Origin of the sequence: Streptomyces sp. NPDC006510 (genome assembly GCF_040611955.1) — a bacterium.
GTDB lineage: Bacteria > Actinomycetota > Actinomycetes > Streptomycetales > Streptomycetaceae > Streptomyces.
Window position 1 is genome coordinate 1 of the sequence record NZ_JBEXPH010000296.1, and the last position, 7,463, is coordinate 7,463.

The following is a 7,463-nucleotide window of genomic DNA, read 5'->3' on the forward strand; positions in this document are numbered from 1 at the left end:
GTGGTGGCCCCGGCGCTCGCCGCGGGTGCGCCGGCGGGAGTGGCGGCGAGGGCGGGCGGGGCGAGGACGGTACCGGCGAGCAGGGCGGCCGCGACGGCTGCCTGGGTGATGCGGTGCGTGCGCATGGTGCTCCTTGTCTGCATCCCTGTCGGGGGGTGGGGGGTGTCAGGAGGCGGGGACGGCGGTGCACGGCGTGGTGCCGCAGACATTGATGACACGGCCGGTGGTCAGGAAGGTGGCCTTCTGCTGACGGGCGGCCGACGAGTTGCGGGGGTCGGAGTGCGGGTCGTGGCCGTAAACCGGCCCGGCGGGCGGGGTGTTGGTGAGCGGCGGGGTGGGCGTGCCGCTGTCCCACACCGTCATCGCGGAGCCCCGGTACGGCAGCCGGTCGGGTGCGACGGTCCTGATACCCCAGTACGGGACGGCGTCCGGGCTGCGGCCCGGTGCGAGCGCGGGGGTGACCAGCCTGGCGCCGATGGTGCGCGCCTCCACGTCGGCCGCCGCGTTCGCGACCTGGTGGTCGCCGTACGCGATGTGCATCAGTACCTGATGGCGGTCGGTGAGGTGGTTCGCGTACGCGTCGGTCTCGCCGCGGTCCCACACCATCTGGAACAGCTGGAGGACGATCTGCTGGCGCAGCTTGTCCGGGTAGGAGAGGTCCAGGACCTGCTGGAACGGTGCGAAGTCGACGCTGCGGTTGAGGAGCAGGCCGTAGTTCATGCCGGTGACGCCGAGGACCCCGCGCCGGATGTCGGGCGAGGCGGCCACCAGGGCGCCGCCGAGGATTCCGCCCTGGCTGTTCCCGTCGTAACCGATGCCGTGCCGGATGTCGACGAGCGGGCGGCCGTTCGCGTCGCGGAAGGCCGCGTCGGTGGTGAGTCCGTCGGGGTGGATCAGGGCGCGGGCGAGGAAGAGGGCGTTCAGCATGCCCTGTTCGCTGCGTTCGGGCACGGCGGGGAAGAGGTTCGGGTCGGCGAGCGCGCCGAGCACCACGGGTATGTCCTCCTCGGCCATCCCGATCCAGTCCGTCGCGCAGAACGTGAAGTCGTGCTCCGCCGCCATCGCCTTGACGTTGCCCGCGCCGACCTCGGAACGGCGGCCGAGGAGGCCGTGCCCGTAGAGGGCGGGGTGCGAGGGGGCGCGGAAGGCGGAGCGTGGTATCTCGCAGCGGAACGTGGCGAGTTGGGTGCTCCCCGGGAACCGGCGGGGCAGACCGTCACGGCCGCGGTGCAGTACGGAGCCGGGCGGGCCGCCGGGCTGGTTCAGATAGCCGGGCACGCTGATCCGGCCGGTCACCTCCCGGGCGATCCGGGGGTCCTGATCGGCCGTGAAGTCGGTGACACCGGTGACGGCGAACGAGGGCGAACGGCCGCCCAGCCGGCGGAACGCGTCGTCGCGGATGGTGAAGAGGTCGCCGGTGAGGCCGCGGGTGCTCGCGACGGTGAAGTCCCAGGCGAGGTAGAGCTCTTCGGACCGCACTCCGGCCCTGTGCAGCGCCCTCAGGGCCGGGCGCAGCCGGTGCTGCCGGGTGCGCAGCGGGTGCCCGGCGGGCAGCGGCTTCCCGGCGACGGCGGCGAACGGCGCGGCGGCCGGGATCGTGTGCCCCGACCCGTCCTTGAGGTGCCGCAGCGCGACGGCGTAGTGGTGACCGTCGCGGAAGTTGCGCGCGGGGTGGATCAGCAGCGCCCGGCGCGCGGGATCGGTGGCGTTGGAGTCCGGTTCCGCCCAGTACGGCCACCGCTCGCCGGTCCGGGTGTCCAGCAGCACGACGGGCGCGTCCGGGGCGAGGGAGCGGCCGATGTCGGTGAGCGGGGCGGCGCCGGTCGCCGCCGGGTCGAGGCCGGGGACGTGCGCGATCAGCGTCGAGCCGGGGGAGAAGCCGTCGGACCGGTTCCAGGCCGTCGGGTCGACGGGCCGGCCGGCCGTGGCGCGCGGCAGCGTGGTGGTGCCGAAGGACACCCGGCGGCCGGTGTCGGTGGCCGGGTCGGGCCGGGTGAACCAGTCGTTCGGGAACGGCAGCAGGCACTCCACGGGGGCCAGCGGGTCGCAGCCGGGCCCGGACTGCCCGGCGGCCCGTGCCGCCGGGGCGTCCGGGACGAGCAGGGCGGCGGCGCCGAGTGCCGCCGCCAGCAGCCCGCGCAGCAGGCGATGCCGCAACTTCGGTCAGCTCCCCTGGAGGTGCGCGCCGATGATGGCGGCGTAGTTCGCCTCACCGTTCCGGTTGGGGTGCAGCGGGGCGGCGGCCGCGGTCGGCACGTAGCCCTCGACCCACTTGTCCGACGGGGCCTGGCAGGAGTCGTGGCCCTTGCTGGGCGTGGCGAGATCGATGTACTCGGCCCCGTGCGAGGCGCTCTGCTCGGCGATCACCGCGTTCATCCGGTCGACGCTGCCCTGGAGGAAGTCGGCGTCCACCGGGAGGACCGGCTGCAGCGGCCAGCAGCCGCCGGGCTTGATGTACAGGCCGTACCCCGTGACGATCACCCGGGCGTGCGGCGAACGCTGGTGGATCGAATCCAGTACGACGCCCAGCTTCGGCGCGAACTCCGCGATGCGCTGCCCCACCTGGTCGACGCCGCCCTCGTTGTATTTCTCCTTGCACGGGGTGGCGTTCGGGTCGAGGGTGGTGCACTTCTGTGCGATGCCGACCAGACCGGCGTCGTTGCCGCCGATGGTCAGCGTCACCAGGTCGGTGTCCGGGCGCAGGGCGTCGAACTGGGGCGGCGCCGAGCCCATCGGGATGTCGAGCAGCGACAGCGACTGCTTCTCGGTCATGTGCTTGGAGGCGGCGCCGCTGCAGGTGACGTCGCGCAGCGACGCACCGAGGCGCTCGGCGAGTTCGTGGGGGTAGTTGTGCGTGGAACGGCCGCAGGCCACCGGCCCCGTGATGTCCGGGATGAGCGGTCCCGAGGCCATGGAGTCGCCGAGCGCGACGTAGGACGTGGCGCCTTCCTCACCGGCGGCGGATGCCGGGACAGCGCCCGTCCCCACGGCCAGACCGGCAAGGGCGAGTGCGCCCACGATTGTCCTGACGGAACGACAGAAATGCTTGTTCTGCGGCATGTTCACGGATTCCTCCGACGGTGGGGGGCGGAACGTGGCATGGCGTGTGACGCCGGTCATCATGCAGACTCAAGTGCCGTCGTTTAACTGGTGGGTAACGCAGACTTCTGCGGGGGAACTTGTGACGCGTGACAATCGGCCGCTCGTCATCACGGGGGAGCACGGTGCCCCGGAAAAACCGGAGGGCCGGCCGCTGTCCATCGCCGGACGTCCGGTGGCCGCGCATCTGCGTGCCCGCGTCCCGGCCCTGACAGGCCGTGTCGTCGCCCGGCTCCTGGCCGATCTGCCGGTCTACGCCGATCTGCCGCACGAGGAGATCTCCGGCGACATCGTCGACATCGTCCAGCACAATCTGCGGCTCTTCGCCGATGTCGTCGAGCACCGCCGCCCCGCCACGGACGCCGAACTCGCCCAGCAGCGGGACTCGGCGGCCCAGCGCGCCGAGGAGGGCGTGCCGCTGGACGCGATCCTCACCGCCTACCAGGTCGGCACGGCGATGTGCTGGCAGGAGACCGTGAAGGGGGCGCTCCCCGGTGATCTCGCCACCGTCCTGGAGATCATGGACCGGATCATGGTCCTTCAGCAGCAGCTGACCTCCGCCGTCAGCAGCGCGTACCTGGAGGCCCGGCAGATCCTCGACAGCCAGGAACACGGCGGTCGGCACGCCCTGATGGCCGCCCTGCTGACCGGTGAACCCCTGGACCGCTTCACCCACCGCACCGGACTGCGCCCGGCCCCCCGTTACCTCACGATGACGTTCGCGCTGGCCCCGCACCCCGACGAGCTGAGCCAGTCACCGGGGCCGGGCGCGGGCGTCGCGGCCCGTCGCAAGATCCGCCGCGTCCGCACGGCCCTGGACCACTTCGCCGGTACGCCGGCGCTCACCGCCCTCGACACCTCCGGCGGCACGGTGCTGCTGCCCGTCACCGAGCCGCCGCCGTGGTACGGGCCGGGCGGTCTGTGCGCACTGATCGGCGAGGCGACGCGCGCTGCCGGTGTCCCCATCACCGCCGCCGCGGAGACCGCCGAACCGGAGGCGGTGCCGGCCGCCGTGGCCCGTAACACCGAGATCGTCGATCTGATCGCCCGTACGGGCCGGCCTCCCGGCCTGTACCGGCTGGCCGACGTCCTGCTGGAGTACCAGCTCAGCCGGCCCAGCGAGGCCCTGCACGGGCTCGCGCGGCTGCTGCGGCCCCTGGAGGCGAAGCCGGAGCTGCTGCGCACCCTGGAGACGTATCTCGAACTGGGCCTGGACCGGCGGGCCACCGCGGCCGCGCTGCACATCCACCCCAACACCGTCGACTACCGCATCCGCCGCATCGACCGGCTGACCGGCCTCTCCCCGGCCCGCCCGGCCGACCTCCAGCACATCAGCGCGGCCCTGGTCGCCCGTCGCTCGGTGTGAGCGGTGTGAGCGGTGTGGACGGTTTCCGGTGGCGGGAGGATTCCGCGGCCGGAACCACCGTCAACGGCCGTTCGTTCGTTCGTACATGAGCGGACAACTGGTGCGTGAGGGTTATTCAGGGACGGGCCCCGGGGTGATCACACCGGACGGCTGCGCGGTCGAGCTGTACAGACGCCTGTCCGTCGGCGACGAACCGGAAGTGATCGCGGCGGCCGTGCCCGCCGGGGCAAGCATTCTGGAACTGGGCTGCGGCGCGGGCCGGGTGACCCATCCGCTGATAGGGCGCGGCTTCGAGGTCACCGCCGTGGACGAGTCTGCGCAGATGCTGGAGCACATCCGGGGTGCCCGCACGGTGCGGAGCCCCATCGAGTCGCTGGACCTCGGCGAGGAGAGGTTCGACGTGGTGATGCTGGCGTCGTTCCTGGTGCACACGGGCGATGACCGGGTGCGTGACGGGATGCTGCGGACCTGCCGCAAGCACGTCAAGGACGGCGGCGTCGTGCTCATCCAGCGAGAGGGCGCCGACTACCACAGCAACCTGCCGCGGGAAAGGGTCGATCCCGGCGGATACACCGTACGCATCGTCTCGGCGGAGCCCATGGGGGACGGGGTGGACTCGGTGCAGGCCGAGTACATATTCGACGACGCGCGATGGACCCAGTCGTTCCGGTCGCGGGAGCTGTCGAAGGAACAGTTCGAGGGGCATCTGGAGGCGGCGGGCCTGACCGTCGACCGATATCTCACGGACGACGGAATCTGGGTGCGCGCCGTGCCCGAGTAGCCTCGGGGCGAAGGAGATCCGCGGTCCGGGAAGCGATGAGTTCCGGACCGCGGACGGGTCTACCTCTTCGTAGGCAACACGCCGCTTCGTAGGCGACACGCTGCTTCACAAGCGACACGCCGCGAAGACTTTCCCGAGGAGATCCGGATGTCCGAGTCCACGCCTGCCAGGAACACCCCCGCCGCCGCCCGTTCGGGCACCCGGGCCGAGGGGCGCGGCCGCGGTGCCGTCGCACTCACCGTCGCACGGGTCGTGCTCGCGCTGTTCCTCGGGTTCAGCGCGTTCGCGAAGCTGATCGCCCATGAAACGGCGGTCGAGAGCTTCGACCGGATGGGCTGGAACCAGTTCGCGATGTACACCATCGGAGGGCTGGAGATGGCGGGCGCGATCGCCCTGCTGATCCCGGTCCTGGCCGGAGTGGCGGCGATCGCGCTCTGCGGACTGATGGCCGGTGCCGCCATCGTCCAGCTGACACTGCTGGACCGGGTGAACGCGATCATGCCGGCGCTGCTCATCGTGCTGCTCGTCCTGATCGCCCGGGAGCGACGGGACCGGACGGCCGCTCTGGTCGCGCTCGTACGCAGACGCGCGTAGCGGGCGGGGGAGTGTGCCCGCTCGGTGCCGTCGCCGACCAGTGGCCCGTGCCGGACGCGGCCGGTCAGTGAACCGTGCTGTAGCTGCGCCACGGCAGGGCGTTGAGCCCGTTGACATCGCTGAGCGACTTCCCGAGGTACGTCGTGCCCGGACCGGTGCAGTTGCGCGTGCGGTACAGGATGATGTCGATCAGGGTGCCGTTGTTCACCGCCTTGGCGCCCGAGGGGGCGAGCCGGTGGCAGCCCTTCACGGGCGGGCTGTTCACCGTGATCACGACGTCCCGCTCCGTCGTGTAGGTGACCGGTCCGACCGCGGTCCGGCCGAGGCCGGAACAGCCTGCGACGGTGAGGGTCAGGAGCGCGATCCCGGCTGCGATGCCGAGACGGCGGCGTCGGTGAGCGATCACGGGCATGGGCGGTTCCTCGTCTGTCTCGTCCGGCTCGTTTGCAGCGGCACTGGCGCTGCGGATGCCAAGGAGTAGGTACGGATGCCACGGAGTACGTACGGAGTACGTGCTGACGCTGGTCACCACGCACGGAGTACGTGCTGACGCTGGTCACCCTGCCCGCTCCCCAGTGCCCCGGCATCCGGTGCGCGGCTGGGCGGGGGACGGCCGTGACGGCGAGGACCCGGTCCGTGTTCATATTGATTGATACTGGGCATACCGTGGTAATAGCGACTGATTCACGTGATTCAGTCACTTTCGGCAATTTCCGGCTTTCAGGGGGCCGTCATGGTCCAGGAGCTCGTGATCGCGATAGTGGCGGCGGCCTCGGCGGGCGCGCTGTACACGGCGGCGGCGGCCAAGGTCGTCAAGCAGTACGAGCGGGGCGTCGTGCTGAGGCTCGGCCGGCTCCGCGACGACGTACGAGGACCCGGTTTCACCATGGTGCTCCCCGGCATCGAGCGGCTGCGCAAGGTCAATATGCAGATCGTGACGATGCCGGTGCCCGCGCAGGACGGGATCACCCGGGACAACGTGACGGTGCGGGTGGACGCGGTCATCTACTTCAAGGTGGTCGACGCGGCGAGTGCCGTGGTCCAGGTCGAGGACTACCGGTTCGCGGTGTCGCAGATGGCGCAGACCTCACTGCGGTCGATCATCGGCAAGAGCGATCTGGACGATCTGCTGTCCAACCGCGAGAAGCTGAATCAGGGCCTTGAGCTGATGATCGACAGCCCCGCCGTCGGATGGGGCGTGCAGATCGACCGGGTGGAGATCAAGGATGTCTCGCTGCCGGAGACGATGAAGCGTTCCATGGCCCGCCAGGCCGAGGCCGACCGTGAGCGGCGTGCCCGGGTCATCAACGCGGACGCCGAGCTTCAGGCGTCGAAGAAGCTCGCCGAGGCGGCGAGGGAGATGTCCGCCCAGCCGGCCGCGCTCCAGCTGCGCCTGTTGCAGACGGTGGTGGCGGTCGCGGCGGAGAAGAACTCCACGCTGGTGCTGCCGTTCCCGGTGGAGCTGCTTCGCTTCCTGGAGCGGGCGCAGCAGCCCGCGCCCCAGCAGGTGGCGGCGGCGCAGACCGCCCAGCCGGCCGTGGATCGATGACAGACTCGATTGCCCCAGGTAACGCCCTCATCCCTCGCCCGTCCGGCCGATTAGAGCCCCCCACCGGCCCCTTC

6 protein-coding genes and 1 pseudogene are annotated in these 7,463 nt (G+C 71.2%); 4 read left to right on the forward strand and 3 right to left on the reverse strand.

What is annotated here, in order from left to right; translation table 11 throughout:
• Positions 1 to 165 precede the first annotated feature (165 nt).
• Positions 166 to 2,157: a hypothetical protein gene (locus tag ABZY11_RS41325; RefSeq protein ID WP_356484101.1), complete on the reverse strand. Its 1,992-nt coding sequence runs from the start codon at positions 2,155 to 2,157 to the stop codon at positions 166 to 168.
• A gap of 6 nt (positions 2,158 to 2,163) precedes the next feature.
• A complete protein-coding gene (locus ABZY11_RS41330) occupies positions 2,164 to 3,066 on the reverse strand; it encodes an SGNH/GDSL hydrolase family protein (protein WP_356484102.1) in 903 nt (300 codons plus the stop codon).
• A 187-nt stretch (positions 3,067 to 3,253) separates the two neighbouring features.
• Between ABZY11_RS41330 and ABZY11_RS41335 the strand changes: the two genes are divergently transcribed.
• From ABZY11_RS41335 to ABZY11_RS41345, 3 genes are all read left to right on the forward strand, one after another.
• Positions 3,254 to 4,465 carry a helix-turn-helix domain-containing protein gene (locus ABZY11_RS41335; RefSeq protein WP_356484106.1) on the forward strand — a complete coding sequence of 404 codons (1,212 nt, stop codon included), beginning with the start codon at positions 3,254 to 3,256 and terminating at the stop codon, positions 4,463 to 4,465.
• Positions 4,466 to 4,550: 85 nt separating this feature from the next.
• Positions 4,551 to 5,246: a class I SAM-dependent methyltransferase gene (locus ABZY11_RS41340; RefSeq protein WP_356484103.1), complete on the forward strand. Its 696-nt coding sequence runs from the start codon at positions 4,551 to 4,553 to the stop codon at positions 5,244 to 5,246.
• A 147-nt stretch (positions 5,247 to 5,393) separates the two neighbouring features.
• Positions 5,394 to 5,840 (forward strand): DoxX family protein, encoded by a 447-nt coding sequence (locus ABZY11_RS41345; RefSeq protein WP_356484104.1) that lies wholly within the window; start codon positions 5,394 to 5,396, stop codon positions 5,838 to 5,840.
• A 64-nt stretch (positions 5,841 to 5,904) separates the two neighbouring features.
• Here the strand turns inward: ABZY11_RS41345 and ABZY11_RS41350 are convergent, their stop codons facing one another.
• Positions 5,905 to 6,252 carry a hypothetical protein gene (locus tag ABZY11_RS41350; RefSeq protein WP_356484105.1) on the reverse strand — a complete coding sequence of 116 codons (348 nt, stop codon included), beginning with the start codon at positions 6,250 to 6,252 and terminating at the stop codon, positions 5,905 to 5,907.
• 321 nt (positions 6,253 to 6,573) lie between these two features.
• Between ABZY11_RS41350 and ABZY11_RS41355 the strand changes: the two are divergent.
• A pseudogene (locus tag ABZY11_RS41355) lies at positions 6,574 to 7,338 on the forward strand (slipin family protein); the annotation flags it as partial.
• Positions 7,339 to 7,463: the final 125 nt, after the last annotated feature.